The sequence below is a fragment of the Methylorubrum salsuginis genome, assembly GCF_900114375.1.
GTDB classification, from domain to species: domain Bacteria; phylum Pseudomonadota; class Alphaproteobacteria; order Rhizobiales; family Beijerinckiaceae; genus Methylobacterium; species Methylobacterium salsuginis.
In genome coordinates this window covers 59,117-74,463 of the sequence record NZ_FOSV01000017.1, presented here as the reverse complement: position 1 = coordinate 74,463, position 15,347 = coordinate 59,117, and the positions used below count along the sequence as shown (strand labels likewise).

Here is a 15,347-nt window from a genome sequence, read left to right as displayed (position 1 = left end):
GTACGCTCCTCACCCTCAGCGGCCATTCACAGAGCCGAGCCGATTGGGTTGTTGCCAAACGATTACAGCGCGCCCTCGCGGATCGCGCCAGGATCGGCCAGCGCGTGCAAGAGCCCGGCGGCGAAATGGGCGAAGCGCAGGGTCACGGCCTTGCGCCGCGGGCCGCTCAGGGGGTGGGCCGCCGGTTCGCGCAGGATGGCGGCGCCGAAGGAATCGGCGACGATGAGGCCGCATTCCTCCGGGATCAGGCTTTCCGGCACGCTCTCGGGGATCGCGAAGAAGAAGCGGTCGCAATAATCGCGGTAATCCGGCCATTTTCGATCGGCGCGGAAATCAGCGACGCTCGATTTGATCTCGACGATGGTGAGCTTGCCCGCCCCGCACAGGGCGATCACGTCGGCGCGGCGCCCGTTGGCGAGCGAGAACTCGGGGAGCGTCACGCAGCCCATCTCGGCGAACAGCCGGCGCACCCCGCGCTGGATGTTGAGCGCGGTCGGTGATTGCCGCCGGTCGGGCGGCAGGACGACATGCGCGAGGGCCGGCGACGCGAGGGCTGTGGACATGGCGGGGCGATGGCTTGCGGGTGAGGCCGAATCGTGACGCGCAGTCTGGCAGGCGCCCCACGCCGCTGTCACCTGTGGCGATGTCTCACCCCAACGCCGCCCGGATCGCCTCGAACCCCTCCGTCAGCGCCGCCGGCCCCGGCTGGAGGATCAGCGGGGACTTGATCTCGTGGATGCGCCCGGCCGCCACCGCGGGAATCGCGTCCCAGCCCGGCCGGGCGCGGATGCGGTCGATGTTCACGCGCTTGCCGCACCACGAGGCGAGGATCACGTCGGGCGCCGCCGCGATCACCTGGTCGGAGGTGACGATGCGATCTCTGGCGGCCTGCATCCGGCTCAAGTCCGGAAACACGTCGTGCCCACCGGCATGGCCGATCAGGTCGGAGACCCAGCCGATGCCGGAGATCATCGGCTCGTCCCATTCCTCGAAATACACCTTGAGCGGCGTCCGCCCGGTACTCTCGGCGGCGACTGCGCTCAGCCGCGCCTCGTAGGAGCGGGCCAGCGCCTCGGCCCGCTCACCCGCGCCGACGAGGGCGCCGAGCGTGCGGATCATCGCCAGGCAGCCGGCCAGGTCGCGCTGGTTGAACAGGTGGACGGCGATGCCGGCGCGGGCGAGGTTCGCCGCGATCTCCGCCTGGAGGTCGGAGAAGGCCAGCACGAGATCGGGTTCGAGCGCCAGGATCTTGGGCATGTCGGCGCTGGTGAAGGCCGAGACCCGCGGCTTTTCCTTGCGGACGCGGGCCGGGCGCACCGCGTAGCCCGAGACGCCGACGATGCGGTGATCCTCGCCCAGCAGATACAGCGTCTCGACGGTTTCTTCCGTCAGGCAGACGATGCGTTCGGGCGGGAAGCGGCGCATTTCAGTCTCTGCTTTGCCGCGCTTTCTTTCGACGAACCGGCATCCACTTCGTCGGAAAGCGCTCAGTGCTTGAACCACGTCAGCAGCCCGGCGCCGGGGGCGAGCATGAGGAAGGCCCAGACGAAGGCCGAGAGCCAGTTGGCGATCTGGAAGGGGATGCGGTTGACGCCGAAGGAGCCGGCCACCAGCGGCACCACCGCACGGGCCGGGCCGATGAACCGCCCGATCGCCACCGCGCCCGCGCCCCAGCGGCGCAGGAAGTCTTCCGCCTTGTCGGTCATCTCCGGGTAGCGCTTCATCGGCCAGACTTTTTTGACGTCGTCCTTGAAGTAGTGGCCGACCTCGTAGGACACCCAGTCGCCGAGGCCCGCACCGATGCCCGCGCCGATCACCATCGGCCAGAACGGCAGGTCGCTCGATCCGATCAGCGCGCCGATGGCGAGCAGGATGAAGGTCGCAGGCACGAGGATCGAGAGGAAGGCCAGCGATTCGCAGAAGGCGATCACCGCGGTCACGACCGGCGCCCATTCCTTGTGGGTCTCCACGAAGGTCAGCACGGTCGTCTTGATCGTCTCGAAGTCCATGCCGTCCCCGTTGCTGTGGCGCTACGTCGTCCGAGCCGCAACGCACGGCGCGCGCATGGGATGCGTCATGCGCGTCGGCGGGTTACGAAAGCCGTGCAAGACGGCACATTCGGAGCGTCATGAAGGTCCTGTCGATCCAGTCGCACGTCGCCTACGGCCATGTCGGCAACGCCTCCGCGGTCTTCCCGATGCAGCGGCTCGGCGTCGAGGTCTGGCCGGTGCATACGGTGCAGTTCTCCAACCACACCGGCTACGGGGCGTGGCGGGGCCGGGTGTTCGACGGGCCCGCCGTCGAGGAGGTGGTGCAGGGCGTGGCCGAGCGCGGCGCGCTGAAGCACTGCGACGCGGTGCTCTCCGGCTATATGGGCTCGGCCGATATCGGCACGGCGATCCTGCGGGCGGTCGCCGCCGTGCGGGCGGCCAACCGCGAGGCGCTGTATTGCTGCGATCCGGTGATCGGCGACACCTATGCCGGCGTCTACGTGCGGCCGGGCATCGCCGATTTCATGCGGGACCAAGCGGTGCCGGCCGCCGACATCCTCACCCCGAACCAGTTCGAGCTGGATCTCATCGCCGGAAGCCCGACCGACACGCTCGACGGTGCCAAGGCGGCGGTCAGTGCGGTGCAGGCGCTGGGGCCGAAGGTGGTGCTCGTCACCTCGCTCGCCACCGCCGAGACGCCTGCGGATTCCATCGACATGATGGCCGGCGAAGGCGGTTCGTTCTGGCGGGTTCGCACGCCGCGGCTCGACCTCAAGGCGGTCTCTGGCGCGGGCGATGCGGTGGCCGCGCTCTACCTCGTGCATTATTGGCGCACGCGCTCGGCGGCCTTGGCGCTCGGCATGGCGGCGGCCTCGATCCACGGATTGCTCCGCCGCACGGCAGAGGCCGGGGCGGAGGAGCTTCTGACGGTCGAAGCGCAGGACGAATTCGTCGCGCCGACCAGCGCCTTCCCGGTCGAGACGGTCTGACAAGGATTCCCGCATGCCGAAACGCCGCTTCGCGACCCTCGACGTGTTCACCGACAGGGCGCTCGCCGGGAACCCGCTCGCGGTGGTGCTGGATTCCGACGGACTGGATGAGGCGGCGATGCAGGCGATCACCCGCGAGTTCAACCTGTCCGAGACGGTGTTCGTCACGCCACCGAGCGAGGCGCGCCACCGGGCGGGCTTGCGCATCTTCACCCCCGCCCACGAACTGCCTTTCGCCGGCCACCCCACCGTCGGCACGGCCGTGTTGTTGGCTCTGCACGACCGCGCCGAGCGGCCGGGTGCCGACGCCGTGGCGTTCGGACTGGAAGAGCGGATCGGCACCGTGCCCTGCGTGGTCGAGCCCGGCGCGGATGGGCGCTCCGGCCATGCCCGGTTCAAGCTGCCGGTGCTGCCACGCTATCTCGGCGAGGCGGCCAAGCCCGCCGCCCTCGCATCGGCCCTGGGGCTGAATCCGTCCGATATCGGCTTCAACCGCCATCAGCCCAGCCGCCATGGGGCCGGCCCGCACTTCACCTTCGTGCCGCTGGCGAGCCGCGAGGCGTTGGACCGGGCGTGGATCAGCGAAGCCGCCCTCGCCCGGCTCTTTCCGCGAGAGGCCGACGCGCTCTACCTCTACACCCTCGACCCCGAGGGAATCGGGCGGCAGTATCAGGCGCGGATGTTCGCCCCGCGCCTCGGCGTGCGGGAGGACCCGGCCACCGGCAGCGCCGCAGCGGCCTTCGCGGGTGTGCTGATGCAGTTCGAGCCGCTCGGCGACGGCACCCACGACGTGTCGATCCGGCAAGGCGTCGCCATGGGCCGCCCGAGCGCCATCGATCTTCAACTCGTCATCACCGAGGGGGCGCTGCGCTCCGTCGAAATCGGCGGCAGCGCCGTGGTGGTCTCCGAGGGCACGTTGCATGTCGATTGAGGGTGAGACCCAGCCCGCGCCCGGCTTCACCCTGACCCCGCTCACCCGCATCGCGGCCCGCCTCGCGCCGTATGATTGGGCCTGGGCCCGCGACAACGCGGAGGCGATCGACCGCAACTGGCGGCGGCGGCTCGAGAAGACTCCGGGCCTGTTCGACGGCCCGGTCTATCTCGCGAGCGGCTGCACCATCGCGGACGGGGCCTGCGAGGCGGCGTTCTTCGAGGCGCGCTACTCGCGCTTCATCGCGTTCCGCGATGCGGGCGTGCCCGACGCGCTGGTCGCCAACGCCTTCGCGGCCATCGTTCCGCATACGTCGGACGGCGCCGTCGTCCTCGGCGTGATGGGCACCCACACCGCCAATGCCGGCCAGATCTATTTTCCTTGCGGCACGCCCGATCCGGGCGATCTGCGCGACGGGGACGTGGTCGATCTCGCCGGCAGCGCCGAGCGCGAATTTCTCGAAGAGACCGGCCTGTCCCTGCCGAAGGGGGCGGCGCAGGATTGGGTGCTTCTGCGCGGCGACGGTCAACTCGCCTTCCTGCGTCCGGTCCGGTTCGATGGCGACGCCGAGGCGTTGAAGGCCAAGATCGACGCCCATCGCGGCCACGAGGACGAGCCCGAACTCGCCCACACCGTCATCGCCCGCTCGCGCGCCGACATCGACGCCGGACGGATGCCGGGCTTCGTCCAGGCCTATCTGGCGAGCGTGTTTCCGGGGTGAGCTACCGGTAGCCGTACCGGGCCTTGGCCGCCGCGTGCAGGCGCAGCGCCTCCGCATCGCGACCGGCGGCGCAGGCATCGGCCGCCTTGGCCAGATCGGCGCCGAAGCGTTGGCCGACCGGCTCCGACAGGTCGCCGGTCTGCACGTCGCCCGCGACGATGGATTGCGTCCGGGCGATGGTCGGGCCGCAGCCGGCGCCGGGCGCAAGGTCGGCGATCACCGGCGCGGGTGCGGCGGCGACCGCCGCGACCGGCGGCGGCGCGCTCGATTGGCAAGCGGCGAGCGAAGCCCCGAGGATGGCGAGAAGGACGGCGGAACGGGTCGAGGGCACGACGAAGTCTCCCGGCAGGCGCGTTCAGGTAAGGCCAAGCTTGTGCGGCGCGAAGGCGGGGGCGGTCAATCACGGCGCGGCGTCGCGCTTGTCACACTCCCCACCAATCGATACACACGCGAACCCTGGTCGCGGGCCCTTGCCGGCGAGTCAGCCCCTGAGGAGACCGAGCGTGGCCCCTGGCCGCTCCGTGCAGACGATCGACGGCGCCGCTCATGCGGCCGCTTCGTCCTGCGCGCTCATCCTCGTCGGCCTGCTTCTTAGCCGCCCCTGAGGGCCGTCCGGGCATGCGCCTGGGCTCTCAGGGGATGCCGCTCGAACCCGGAACGACAGGCTTATTCCGGCGCCGCTCCTTGACCTGAGTCGAGCGCGCCGGCCGCGAGGGAAGACCCATGGCGAACACTTCGGCTAAGGATCGCGTCGTCATCTTCGACACGACGCTGCGCGACGGCGAGCAATGCCCCGGCGCCACCATGACGCTCGACGAGAAGCTGGCCGTGGCCGAGCTCCTCGACGGGATGGGCGTCGACATCATCGAGGCGGGCTTCCCCATCGCCTCGAACGGCGATTTCGAGGCGGTCTCCGAGATCGCCCGGCGCACCAAACGGGCGACCGTCGCGGGGCTCGCCCGCGCGATTCCCGCCGACATCGCCCGCGCCGGCGAGGCCGTGCGCCACGCGCAGCGGGGCCGCATCCACACCTTCGTCTCGACCTCGGCGATCCACCTCGCCCACCAGATGCGCAAGACGCAGGACGAGGTGATCGAGATCATCCTCAAGACCGTGGCCCAGGCCCGCGACCTCGTCGAGGACGTGGAATGGTCGGCCATGGACGCGACCCGCACCGACATCGACTACCTGTGCCGCTGCGTCGAGGCGGCGATCCGCGCGGGCGCCACCACGATCAACCTGCCCGACACGGTGGGCTACGCCACGCCGCAGGAATACGGCGCGATGTTCCGACAGGTGCGCGAGCGCGTGCCGGATGCCGACAAGGCGATCTTTTCCGTGCATTGCCACAACGATCTCGGGCTCGCGGTGGCGAACTCGCTGGCGGGTCTGGAGGGCGGTGCGCGCCAGATCGAGTGCACCATGAACGGCATCGGCGAGCGGGCGGGCAACGCGGCGCTCGAAGAGATCGTCATGGCGATCCGCACGCGGGCCGACGTGATGCCCTACGACACCGGTATCGACACCACGATGCTGACGCGGGCCTCGAAGCTCGTCAGCCACGCGGCAAACTTCCCAGTGCAGTACAACAAGGCCATCGTCGGCCGGAACGCCTTCGCCCACGAGAGCGGCATCCATCAGGACGGCATGCTCAAGCACGCCGAGACCTACGAGATCATGACGCCGGCTTCCGTCGGCCTCGCCAAGACCTCGCTGGTGATGGGCAAGCATTCGGGCCGGGCGGCGTTCAAGTCGAAGCTGACGGAACTCGGCATCTCGCTGTCCGACAACCAGTTTCAGGACGTGTTCGAGCGCTTCAAGGATCTGGCCGACCGCAAGAAGCACGTCTACGACGAGGATATCGAGGCGCTGGTCGATCAGAATCTCGCCACCGCGCACGACCGGATCAAGCTGGTCTCGCTCTCGGTGATTGCGGGCACGCGGGGACCGCAGCGCGCGACGATGAAGATCGAGATGGACGGGCGCACCTTCACCGAGGAAGCCGACGGCAACGGGCCGGTGGACGCGGTGTTCAACGCCATCCGCGGGCTGGTGCCCCACGACACGACCCTCGAACTCTATCAGGTCCACGCCGTGACCGAGGGGACCGACGCGCAGGCCGAGGTCTCGGTGCGGCTCAAGGCCGGTGAGCGCTCGGTGACGGCGCGCGGCGCCGACCCGGACACGCTGGTGGCCTCGGCCAAGGCGTATCTGTCGGCGCTCAACAAGCTCTCGGCGGCCTCCGTCCGGCTGCACGCGCAGCACGCCGCGGTGGTGTGACAGCCTCGACCGTCATTGCAAGCGGAAGCGAAGCGATCCAGTAGCGCGACCTTTTCGGAAGGTGCGGAGCCCTGGTTTGCTTCGACTTCGCCTCGCAGTGACGGTGTGAGAGTCGATGCCGCCGTTCAAAATTCTGAAGTCGAAAAGTCCCAAAAATATGCCCGCCTATCGCTCCCGCACCACCACCCACGGCCGCAACATGGCCGGCGCCCGCGGCCTGTGGCGTGCCACCGGCATGAAGGATTCGGATTTCGGTAAGCCGATCATCGCGGTGGTGAACTCGTTCACGCAGTTCGTGCCGGGCCACGTCCACCTGAAGGATCTCGGCCAGCTCGTCGCGCGGGAAATCGAGCAGGCGGGCGGCGTCGCGAAGGAATTCAACACCATCGCGGTCGATGACGGCATCGCCATGGGCCATGACGGGATGCTCTACTCGCTTCCCTCGCGCGAACTCATCGCCGACTCGGTCGAGTACATGGTCAACGCGCATTGCGCGGATGCCATGGTCTGCATCTCGAATTGCGACAAGATCACCCCCGGCATGCTGATGGCGGCGCTTCGCCTCAACATCCCGGCGGTGTTCGTCTCCGGCGGGCCGATGGAGGCCGGCAAGGTCGTGATGAACGGCATCACCCGTAAGTTCGACCTCGTGGACGCCATGGTGGCAGCGGCCGACGACCGGGTGTCGGACGAGGACGTGGCGGTGATCGAGCGCTCGGCCTGCCCGACCTGCGGCTCGTGCTCGGGCATGTTCACGGCGAATTCCATGAACTGCCTCACCGAGGCGCTCGGCCTGTCGCTCCCCGGCAACGGCTCGACGCTGGCCACGCATGCCGACCGCAAGCGCCTGTTCGTCGAGGCCGGACACCTGATCGTCGATCTGGCCCGGCGCTACTACGAGCAGGACGACGCGAGCGTGCTGCCGCGCTCGGTCGCGAGCTTCGAGGCGTTCGAGAACGCGATGACGCTGGACATCGCCATGGGGGGCTCGACCAACACGGTGCTGCATCTGCTCGCCGCCGCGCATGAGGGCGAGGTGCCCTTCACCATGGCGGACATCGACCGGCTGTCGCGCCGCGTGCCGGTGCTCTGCAAGGTCGCCCCGGCGGTGGCCAACGTCCACATGGAGGACGTGCACCGGGCCGGCGGCATCATGGCGATCCTGGGCGAACTGGACCGCGCCGGCCTGATCGACCGCAGCGTCGGCAACGTGAGCGCCGGCACGCTCGGCGAGGCGCTCGACCGCTGGGACGTCAAAGTCACCCGCAGCGAGTCCGTGCAAAAATTCTTCCGGGCGGCGCCCGGCGGCGTGCCGACCCAGGTCGCCTTCAGCCAGGATTCGCGCTGGGACGAACTCGACCTCGACCGCGAGGCCGGTGTCATCCGCAACAGTGAGCACGCCTATTCGCGGGACGGCGGGCTCGCGGTGCTCTACGGCAACCTCGCCGAGGATGGCTGCATCGTGAAGACCGCGGGCGTGGACGCCTCGATCCTGACCTTCACCGGCACGGCCCACGTCTTCGAGAGCCAAGACGCCTCGGTGGACGCGATCCTCAACGGCCGGGTCAAGGCTGGCGAGGTGGTGCTGATCCGCTACGAGGGCCCCCGCGGCGGCCCCGGCATGCAGGAGATGCTCTATCCGACGAGCTACCTGAAATCGAAGGGCCTCGGAAAAGCCTGCGCGCTGGTCACCGACGGGCGCTTCTCCGGCGGCTCGTCGGGGCTTTCCATCGGCCACGTCTCGCCGGAAGCGGCCGAGGGCGGGCTGATCGGGCTCGTGGAGCAGGGCGACCGGATCGAGATCGACATCCCCAACCGCCGCATTCATCTCGCCGTGGACGAGGCGGTGCTGGCCGAGCGGCGGGCCATGCGGGATCGCGAGGGCTGGAAGCCGGCCGCACCCCGCAAGCGCAAGGTGAGCACGGCGCTGAAGGCCTACGCGATGCTGGCGACGAGCGCGGCGAAGGGGGCCGTGCGGCGGTTGGAAGAATAAGGCGGAAGTTCCCCTCCCCCTTGCGGGGCGGGGTCAGGGGTGGGGGTGGTGCAGAAGGCACCGCTCCGCCCCATCCTGAACCACCCCCACCTCCAACTCCTCCCCACGAGGGGGAGGAGAGCCCGTCGCGGTTTACGCCGCCCGGCCGAGCTGAACGGCATCGGCCGCCGTCACCTCGTCCGTATGCACCTCGAACTTCACCAGCCGGGCCGAGCCGAAGCTGGTCGAGATCGCGCAGTCGGTGGCGTCGCGGCCGCGCGCCATGACGATGCGGCCGATGCGCGGCGTGTTGTGGCGGGCGTCGAAGGTGTACCAGCGGCCATCGAGATAGACCTCGAACCACGCGGAGAAATCCATCGGGTCCGGCACGGCGGGCACGCCGATATCGCCGAGATAGCCGGTGCAGTAGCGCGCCGGGATGTTCATGCAGCGGCAGAACGCGATGGCAAGATGGGCGAAGTCGCGGCAGACGCCGACCTGCTGGGTGTAGCCGTCGAAGGCCGTGCGGGTCGCGTCCGCCAGCTGGTAGTCGAAGCGGATGCGGTCGTGGACGTAATCGACGATGGCCTGTACCCGCGCCCAGCCCTCGGGCGTGTGGCCGAAGAGCTCCCACGCGGTGGGGCAGAGCCGGTCGGTGTCGCAGTAGCGGCTACCGAGCAGGAACGGCATCACGTCGTCGGGCAGCTCCTGCACCGGAATCTGGCGGGCTTCCGGCACCACCGCGTCGGGCAGGCCCGAATCCTCCACGAGGAAGTCGGCCGAGAGCGTGATGTGGCCTGCCGGTGCGAGGATGCGGGTGCAGACGTTGCCGAACGCGTCGAGCGACTGGCGCTGTGGGACGGCCGGGTCGATTCGGATTGTCTCGGGGCTGCGCAGGTCCTTCTTGCGCGACGGGTGCACGTTCAGGAGCAGCGACATCGGCGTCGGAGCGAAGGTCTCGAAGGTGATGTCGTAGCCGGTGCGGATCAGCATGGCCCTGCCTTGGGGTTTGGACTGCTTTGCGCACGGCCGGGCATTGGGTAACAACGCGACCGCAGCGCGAGTGAGCCCAAAAGACTGAACCGAACGTGTCGTTCCGCTCCGCGCTGCACAAATGTTGCGCAGCGCAACGATTGGCCGATGGTATCGCCGCCTTTCGGGTCGGTGCGCCCGCGGACGCTGGCCTCGTCCACATGCTCGGACCCCGTGCGAAACGCGCGCATTGCTGGTGCGGCGCGGCACGCGGTATGGAAAGGCGCATGTGGACCGCCCTTTGGAACCGCCTCGCCCAACCGGGCCATTTCCTGCGCTGGTCGGGCGCGGCCCTGCCCTGGCTCGCCGGGCTGTCGGCCGTGCTTCTGGCGGCGGGGCTGTACATGACCTTCTTCACCGTGCCGCCGGACTACCAGCAGGGCGACACGGTGCGGATCATGTACATCCATGTCCCGGCCGCCGTGCTCGGCATGGGCTTCTACGGGGCGATGGCCCTGTCGGCGATCGGCTCGCTGGTCTGGCGCCATCCGCTCGCCGACGTGTCGCAGCGCGCCGCCGCGCCGATCGGGGCGGCCTTCACCCTGATCTGCCTCGTCACCGGCTCGCTCTGGGGCAAGCCGATGTGGGGCACCTACTGGGTCTGGGACGCGCGGCTGACCTCGATGCTGGTGCTGTTCCTGCTCTATTGCGGCATCATCGCCCTGTGGCGCACCATCGAGGACCCGAGCCGGGCGGCCCGCGCGGTCTCAATCCTCACCCTTGTCGGCGCCGTGAACCTGCCGATCATCAAGTTCTCGGTGAACTGGTGGTCGACGCTGCATCAGCCGGCCTCGATCCTGCGCATGGGCGGGCCGACCGTCTATTCCTCGATGCTCTACCCGCTGCTCGAGATGATCCTGGCGATGACGCTGCTGGGCGTGACGCTGCATCTCCAGGCGATGCGCACCGAAATCTATCGCCGCCGGGTGCGCAGCCTGCTGATCCGGCAGGCCGAGCGGCTGGATGCCGGGGCGCAGGCGCCGGTCACCCGCGCCGCCGCGCCCCTGCCCGTGGGACAGGCGATCTGAGGGGCGCGCGATGGAGTTCGGACATTACACCCCCTACATCGCGGGCGCCTTCGGTTTCACCGCCCTGGTGCTCGCCGCGCTGATCCTCCACGGCTGGCGGGACGGGCGGGCGCAGAAGCGGGCGCTGGCCGAGTTGCAGGGCGATCAGCGATGAGCACCAATCCGGCCGCCGAGCGCCCCCGGCGCTCGTTCCTCGTCCTGTTGCCGGTCGTCGTCTTCGCGGTGCTGGCGGTGGTGTTCTTCATTCGCTTGCGCTCGGGCGCCGACCCGCAGGCCCTGCCCTCGGCGCTGATCGGCAAGCCGGTGCCGGCCTTCGCCCTCGGCCCCGTGCCGGGCCTCCAGGCCAAGGGCCAGCCGGTGCCGGGGCTGACGAGCGCCGACCTGAAGGGTGGGGTCACGGTGCTCAACGTGTTCGCCTCGTGGTGCGCCCCCTGCCAGATCGAACACCCGATGCTGATGCGGCTCGCGCAGGAGCCCGGCATCCGCTTGGTCGGCATCGACTACAAGGACCCCGGCGACGCCGGGCGCCGCTGGCTGGAGCGGCACGGCCTGCCCTTCTCCGCGGTCGGCGCCGACGCGAGCGGCCGGGCCGGGATCGATCTCGGCGTCTACGGCGTGCCGGAGACCTTCATCATCGGCCCCGACGGCACGATCCGCGACAAGCTCGTCGGCATCCTGACGCCGGAAAATTACGCCAGCGTCCTGGAGCGCATCCGCGCCGCCGGCCGCCCCGCCCCCGTGACGAACTGACCGGGCTGTCGGGCCGGCGCTTGGAACCGTCCTCTCAGGGGCGTATTGCACCCTGAGCGTCAGCTTGTAACCGTTCCAGGGGACCAAGCGGCGCTCGCGGTTCAAAACAAGCACAGAAGCGCCATGCGGATCGGGCTGTTCGTCCCCTGCTACGTCGATGCGTTCGAGCCGGAGGTCGGCATCGCGACGCTGGAATTGCTGGAACGGTTCGGCCTCGACGTCGAGTACCCGTTCGATCAGACCTGCTGCGGCCAGCCGATGACCAACACCGGCTGCCACGCCGAGGCCGCCGCCACCGAGGCGCTGTTCGTCAAGAACTTTTCCGGGTTCGACTACGTGGTCGCCCCGTCCGGCTCCTGCGTGCATCAGGTGCGCGAGCACCTCACCGCCATCCCGCAGACCGACGAGGTCAAGGCGGTGCGCGCCAAGACCTTCGAGCTTGTCGAGTTCCTTCACGACGTGCTGAAGATCGAGGCGCTGCCCTGGGCGGCCTTCCCGCACAAGGTCGCCTATCACTCGAACTGCAACGCGTTGCGCGGCATCGGCCATGCCCGTCCGTCCGAACTGAACCGGCCGTACTTCTCCAAGCCCCTCAACCTCCTGAGGAAGGTGAAGGGCCTCGAGATCGTCGATCTGGCCCGTCCCGACGAGTGCTGCGGCTTCGGCGGCACCTTCTCGGTGTTCGAGCCCGCGGTCTCGGCCAAGATGGGCTACGACAAGGTGACGGATCAGGCGCGTGCCGGGGCCGACTACGTCGTCTCGGCCGATTCCTCCTGCCTGATGCATCAGAAGGGCTGCGCCGAACGCCTCGGCGTGCCGCTGAAATACATCCACATCGCCCAGGTGCTGAACGGAGCCGCTTCATGAGCGAGGAGCTGAATCCGCGCGAGGGCGTGATCCACCCCGAAGTCCGCGCTCCGAGCGACGAGAGCGAGCGCGGCCCCGACGGCCGACGCCTCCAGCACGCGGAAGCCGCCTCGAAGCCGATCCGCGCCGACGCCCCGCGCGAGCCGCAGCCCCGCGGCGCCAAGATCAAGGGCAACCGCCCGATCGATCAGGGCGAGGCCGCCGAGCGCTTCCTCGCCGCGCCGCTGCACCAGAAGGCCCATGACGAGCGCCTGTGGGACGTGCGCAAGAAGCGCGACGCGGCCGCTCACGGCATCCCCGAATGGGAGGAGCTGCGGGAGATCGCCTCGCAGATCAAGGCGCATACCCTCACCCATCTCGACGATTACCTCGCGCAGTTCGAGGCGGCGGCGAAGGCCAACGGCGTTCACGTCCACTGGGCCGAGGACGGGGCGGCGCATAACCGCATCGTCCTCGACATCCTGCAGAAGCACGGCGCCAAGTCGCTGGTGAAATCGAAGTCGATGCTCACCGAGGAGTGCGGCTTCCGCCACTTCATGGCGGCCCACGACATCGACATCATCGAGACCGATCTCGGCGAGCGCATCCAGCAGCTCGACGAGGAGGAGCCGAGCCACGTCGTGATGCCCGCCGTCCACAAGACGCGCCTGGATGTCGCCGACGTGTTCGCCCGGACGCTGGGCACCGACCCGGACAACGACGACGCCCATTACCTCGCCGAGAGCCAGCGGGAGACCACGCGCCCGCTGATCCTGAAGGCCGATGCCGGGCTCACCGGCTGCAACTTCGCCATCGCCGAGACCGGCACGGTGGTAACCTGCACCAACGAGGGCAATGCCGACCTCTCGGGCAACGTGCCGCCGCTGCAGATTCACTCGATCGGCATCGAGAAGATCATCCCGAAGGTCGAGCATCTCGGCGTCTTCATTCGCCTCCTGTCGCGCTCGGCGCTGGGCTCGCCGATCACGCAATACACCTCCCACTTCCGCGCGCCCCGCGCCGGGACCGAGATGCACATGGTGCTGGTCGATAACGGCCGCTCCGAGCGCCTCGGGATGGAGGAGTTCTGGACCTCGCTCAAATGCATCCGCTGCGGCGCCTGCATGAACACCTGTCCGGTCTACCGGCGCTCGGGCGGCCTCTCCTACGGCGCGACCTATTCGGGGCCGATCGGGCTCATCATCGATCCGACCTTCAACAAGCGGAAATACTCGACCCTGCCGTTCTCCTCGACCATGAACGGCTCCTGCACCAACGTCTGCCCAGTCAAGATCAACATCCACGAGCAGATCTTCGCGTGGCGCAAGGTGCTGGCGGAAGAACACCAGATCCCGCTCCTGAAGCAGGGCATGATGAAGGCCGCCGGCGCCGTGCTCAGCCGTCCCGCCGCCTACCGCGCTGCGATCTCCACCGCGGATTCGGCATTGCGCGCCCTGCCGCGCTTTGCCGTCTACAACCCGGCCAACACCTGGGGGAAGAAGCGCGAGATGCCCCACGCCCCGCGCCAGAGTTTCCACGCGTGGTACCGGCAGAACCGCATGAACAAGGACGGGCAATCGTGAGCGCGCGCGAAGCCATCTTCGCCCGGCTTAAGGCGAACCGGCCGGCGGGCGATTACCCGCTGCCCGCGGTGCCGGATTTCGCCCCGCTGGTCGGCGACGATCTCGTGGCCGAGTTCACCGAGCGGCTGGCCCGGATGGGCGGCCGCGTCGAGCGTGCCGGCAGCCCGGCCGATCCGTTCGCCCCCGTGCGCTCGCGGCTGGCGGGCGCCGCCGTCATCGCCTCCGCCGTTCCGGAATACAGCGGTAACCGCGATCTCCGCGCGGCGCAGCGCCCGCAGGACATGGCCGACGTCGATGTCGCCATCGTGCGCGCCCGCTTCGGTGTCGCCGAGACCGGCTCGGTGCTGTTCACGGAAAGCGACCTGATCGTGAACTCGGTCGCCTACCTCGCCCAGCACCTGATCGTGCTGCTCGACCCCGCCGACCTCCTCGCCAACATCCAGGCCGCCTACAAGCGGCCCGAATTCGGTCAATCTGCCTACGCGGTGCTGCACACCGGCCCCTCGGCGACCGCCGACATCGAGGGCGTGCTGATCCACGGGGCGCAGGGCGTGCGCTCGCTGACGGTGCTGCTGCTGCGGAGAACGGCACCGGGCCCCATCTGACAGGATCCGCCCGTCACGTCCGAGGGGATGCGACAGGCGGACCGCCGATCTCAAGGCGTGCCCGTCAGGTCCGTGACGAGCTTCGTATCGAACTGCTTCAGGCGCTTCGACAGGTTGCCCGGCCCGTTCAGAATCGTCACGAGCCGCCAGATGATCGACCATCCGTCCTGCACCTGGGCCTGGGTGTACGACAGGTCGCCGGACGTCGGCTGGCGCACGTTGTTCTGGTCCGAAAGATAATATTGCCAGACCGTGTAGGGGTTCGGTGTCGGCGACGTGAAGGTCTGTGTCAGCCCATAGAAGCCGGCCGGATACTGGATCCCGGTCCGCCCCGAGAAGGGGTTGACCTGCCTTACGCCGAGCATGCTGATAATCTGGTTGCCATCCGCAATCATATACGAACGATAGAAGGTCGGATCGGCTCTGTAGAGATATTCAATGATGTCTCCGACCGTATTCCCGCCGACCTGACCGAGATCGACCTGGGTTTTGTAAAAAATTCCGACGACCTGAAAATTGACAGCCACGGAAACCTCCCACGAGTTGACCGGCCGTCCGTCAGGACGACGGCAGCGCGATCGTTCCGCACGCGAAGTGTTGGAAAGTCAGTCTCGGCGCC

General features: G+C 68.7%; 17 protein-coding genes. 11 read left to right on the top strand and 6 right to left on the bottom strand.

The window, feature by feature from the left end:
* Positions 1 to 62: 62 nt before the first annotated feature.
* From BM140_RS18270 to BM140_RS18260, 3 genes are all read right to left on the bottom strand, one after another.
* The gene (locus BM140_RS18270; RefSeq protein WP_091949720.1) at positions 63 to 563 is read right to left on the bottom strand and encodes an MmcB family DNA repair protein; all 501 of its coding nucleotides are present in this window, start codon (positions 561 to 563) and stop codon (positions 63 to 65) included.
* A gap of 85 nt (positions 564 to 648) precedes the next feature.
* A complete protein-coding gene (locus tag BM140_RS18265) occupies positions 649 to 1,425 on the bottom strand; it encodes a cobalamin-binding protein (protein ID WP_091949717.1) in 777 nt (258 codons plus the stop codon).
* Between the two features lie 62 nt (positions 1,426 to 1,487).
* Complete coding sequence (locus BM140_RS18260; protein ID WP_091949714.1) at positions 1,488 to 2,009, bottom strand: DedA family protein; 522 nt, start codon at positions 2,007 to 2,009, stop codon at positions 1,488 to 1,490.
* 119 nt (positions 2,010 to 2,128) lie between these two features.
* Here BM140_RS18260 and pdxY point away from each other — a divergent pair, with 119 nt between their 5' ends.
* Genes pdxY through BM140_RS18245 form a run of 3 tightly spaced genes read left to right on the top strand, consistent with a single transcriptional unit; the run spans position 2,129 to position 4,632 of the window.
* Entirely contained in the window at positions 2,129 to 2,980 is an 852-nt protein-coding gene (gene pdxY, locus BM140_RS18255; RefSeq protein WP_091949711.1) for a pyridoxal kinase PdxY, read from the top strand.
* Between the two features lie 13 nt (positions 2,981 to 2,993).
* Complete coding sequence (locus BM140_RS18250; protein ID WP_091949708.1) at positions 2,994 to 3,911, top strand: PhzF family phenazine biosynthesis protein; 918 nt, start codon at positions 2,994 to 2,996, stop codon at positions 3,909 to 3,911.
* Positions 3,901 to 4,632, top strand: a complete 732-nt coding sequence (locus tag BM140_RS18245; RefSeq protein WP_091949705.1) for an NUDIX hydrolase — start codon at positions 3,901 to 3,903, stop codon at positions 4,630 to 4,632. Before BM140_RS18250 ends, BM140_RS18245 begins: the two co-directional genes overlap by 11 nt.
* A gap of 1 nt (position 4,633) precedes the next feature.
* Here the strand turns inward: BM140_RS18245 and BM140_RS18240 are convergent, their stop codons facing one another.
* Positions 4,634 to 4,963, bottom strand: a complete 330-nt coding sequence (locus BM140_RS18240) for a hypothetical protein (RefSeq protein ID WP_091949702.1) — start codon at positions 4,961 to 4,963, stop codon at positions 4,634 to 4,636.
* 392 nt (positions 4,964 to 5,355) lie between these two features.
* Between BM140_RS18240 and BM140_RS18235 the strand changes: the two genes are divergently transcribed.
* Both BM140_RS18235 and ilvD read left to right on the top strand, forming a co-directional pair.
* Positions 5,356 to 6,912, top strand: a complete 1,557-nt coding sequence (locus BM140_RS18235) for a 2-isopropylmalate synthase (protein ID WP_091949699.1) — start codon at positions 5,356 to 5,358, stop codon at positions 6,910 to 6,912.
* Between the two features lie 157 nt (positions 6,913 to 7,069).
* Positions 7,070 to 8,905 carry a dihydroxy-acid dehydratase gene (gene ilvD, locus BM140_RS18230; protein WP_091949696.1) on the top strand — a complete coding sequence of 612 codons (1,836 nt, stop codon included), beginning with the start codon at positions 7,070 to 7,072 and terminating at the stop codon, positions 8,903 to 8,905.
* Positions 8,906 to 9,037: 132 nt separating this feature from the next.
* Here ilvD and BM140_RS18225 read toward each other — a convergent pair whose 3' ends face one another.
* Positions 9,038 to 9,877 (bottom strand): transglutaminase-like domain-containing protein, encoded by an 840-nt coding sequence (locus BM140_RS18225; protein WP_091949693.1) that lies wholly within the window; start codon positions 9,875 to 9,877, stop codon positions 9,038 to 9,040.
* A 266-nt stretch (positions 9,878 to 10,143) separates the two neighbouring features.
* Here BM140_RS18225 and BM140_RS18220 point away from each other — a divergent pair, with 266 nt between their 5' ends.
* From BM140_RS18220 to BM140_RS18195, 6 genes are all read left to right on the top strand, one after another.
* A complete protein-coding gene (locus BM140_RS18220) occupies positions 10,144 to 10,944 on the top strand; it encodes a heme ABC transporter permease (protein WP_091949690.1) in 801 nt (266 codons plus the stop codon).
* A gap of 10 nt (positions 10,945 to 10,954) precedes the next feature.
* Positions 10,955 to 11,098, top strand: a complete 144-nt coding sequence (gene ccmD / locus BM140_RS18215) for a heme exporter protein CcmD (RefSeq protein ID WP_091949687.1) — start codon at positions 10,955 to 10,957, stop codon at positions 11,096 to 11,098.
* On the top strand, positions 11,095 to 11,694 hold the full coding sequence (locus BM140_RS18210) for a DsbE family thiol:disulfide interchange protein (RefSeq protein ID WP_091949684.1): 600 nt from the start codon (positions 11,095 to 11,097) through the stop codon (positions 11,692 to 11,694). The genes ccmD and BM140_RS18210 overlap by 4 nt, the downstream gene beginning before the upstream one ends.
* 123 nt (positions 11,695 to 11,817) lie before the next feature.
* Positions 11,818 to 12,561 (top strand): (Fe-S)-binding protein, encoded by a 744-nt coding sequence (locus tag BM140_RS18205; protein WP_091949681.1) that lies wholly within the window; start codon positions 11,818 to 11,820, stop codon positions 12,559 to 12,561.
* Entirely contained in the window at positions 12,558 to 14,123 is a 1,566-nt protein-coding gene (locus BM140_RS18200) for a lactate utilization protein B (protein WP_091949678.1), read from the top strand. The genes BM140_RS18205 and BM140_RS18200 overlap by 4 nt, the downstream gene beginning before the upstream one ends.
* The gene (locus tag BM140_RS18195) at positions 14,120 to 14,728 is read left to right on the top strand and encodes a LutC/YkgG family protein (RefSeq protein ID WP_091949675.1); all 609 of its coding nucleotides are present in this window, start codon (positions 14,120 to 14,122) and stop codon (positions 14,726 to 14,728) included. Before BM140_RS18200 ends, BM140_RS18195 begins: the two co-directional genes overlap by 4 nt.
* 50 nt (positions 14,729 to 14,778) lie before the next feature.
* Here BM140_RS18195 and BM140_RS18190 read toward each other — a convergent pair whose 3' ends face one another.
* Positions 14,779 to 15,255, bottom strand: coding sequence for a hypothetical protein (locus tag BM140_RS18190; RefSeq protein ID WP_091949671.1), 477 nt, complete (start codon positions 15,253 to 15,255; stop codon positions 14,779 to 14,781).
* Positions 15,256 to 15,347 lie beyond the last annotated feature (92 nt).

Excerpts from the sequence above, each read along its gene's own strand:
- BM140_RS18225 (WP_091949693.1), bottom strand. The coding sequence starts at position 9,877 with ATGCTGATCCGCACCGGCTACGACATCACCTTCGAGACCTTCGCTCCG.
- BM140_RS18210 (WP_091949684.1), top strand. The coding sequence starts at position 11,095 with ATGAGCACCAATCCGGCCGCCGAGCGCCCCCGGCGCTCGTTCCTCGTC.
- BM140_RS18200 (WP_091949678.1), top strand. The coding sequence starts at position 12,558 with ATGAGCGAGGAGCTGAATCCGCGCGAGGGCGTGATCCACCCCGAAGTC.
- BM140_RS18265 (WP_091949717.1), bottom strand. The coding sequence starts at position 1,425 with ATGCGCCGCTTCCCGCCCGAACGCATCGTCTGCCTGACGGAAGAAACC.
- BM140_RS18205 (WP_091949681.1), top strand. The coding sequence starts at position 11,818 with ATGCGGATCGGGCTGTTCGTCCCCTGCTACGTCGATGCGTTCGAGCCG.
- ccmD (WP_091949687.1), top strand. The coding sequence starts at position 10,955 with ATGGAGTTCGGACATTACACCCCCTACATCGCGGGCGCCTTCGGTTTC.
- BM140_RS18220 (WP_091949690.1), top strand. The coding sequence starts at position 10,144 with ATGTGGACCGCCCTTTGGAACCGCCTCGCCCAACCGGGCCATTTCCTG.
- pdxY (WP_091949711.1), top strand. The coding sequence starts at position 2,129 with ATGAAGGTCCTGTCGATCCAGTCGCACGTCGCCTACGGCCATGTCGGC.
- BM140_RS18245 (WP_091949705.1), top strand. The coding sequence starts at position 3,901 with ATGTCGATTGAGGGTGAGACCCAGCCCGCGCCCGGCTTCACCCTGACC.
- BM140_RS18250 (WP_091949708.1), top strand. The coding sequence starts at position 2,994 with ATGCCGAAACGCCGCTTCGCGACCCTCGACGTGTTCACCGACAGGGCG.
- BM140_RS18270 (WP_091949720.1), bottom strand. The coding sequence starts at position 563 with ATGTCCACAGCCCTCGCGTCGCCGGCCCTCGCGCATGTCGTCCTGCCG.
- BM140_RS18235 (WP_091949699.1), top strand. The coding sequence starts at position 5,356 with ATGGCGAACACTTCGGCTAAGGATCGCGTCGTCATCTTCGACACGACG.
- ilvD (WP_091949696.1), top strand. The coding sequence starts at position 7,070 with ATGCCCGCCTATCGCTCCCGCACCACCACCCACGGCCGCAACATGGCC.
- BM140_RS18260 (WP_091949714.1), bottom strand. The coding sequence starts at position 2,009 with ATGGACTTCGAGACGATCAAGACGACCGTGCTGACCTTCGTGGAGACC.